The 358-nt window shown below is 46.1% G+C and carries 1 protein-coding gene; it reads right to left on the reverse strand.

The genetic code is table 11. The annotated features are described in order from the left end of the window. Window positions 1–358, reverse strand: a 358-nt coding sequence (locus tag CA600_RS30665) for an S-layer homology domain-containing protein (RefSeq protein ID WP_143812242.1), incomplete at both ends; no start/stop codon positions are given.

The raw sequence follows: 358 nt of genomic DNA on the forward strand, positions 1-358 counted from the left end.
CAGCTCCGAATTAGCAAAATCACTGCTCACATACAACTTCGCCACTTCTGCAGCATTAACGTAACCTTCATACCATTTGCCTGCGGTTTCCTCTATGTTTTGCCCAGTCGCTGTCACGATCATTTTGATAAATTCCGCACGGGTCACGTTGGCATTAGGCATGAATAACCCTCCGGGATATCCCACTACATACCCTTTATTCACCGCCGTATCAATTCCTGATTTCGCCCAATGCTTCGCAGGAACGTCACTAAATTGAATAGGGTCCGCCTTAACTGCTGAAGTTGGGGATGAAACCAAGCTCACAGCGAGCAGTAAGAAGACCAGGGCTGCTTTTTTGCTTAGTTTTAATAGAGTA

Origin of the sequence: Paenibacillus sp. VTT E-133280 (assembly GCF_002264385.1) — a bacterium.
Taxonomy (GTDB): Bacteria; Bacillota; Bacilli; order Paenibacillales; family Paenibacillaceae; genus Paenibacillus_AQ; species Paenibacillus_AQ nitricinens.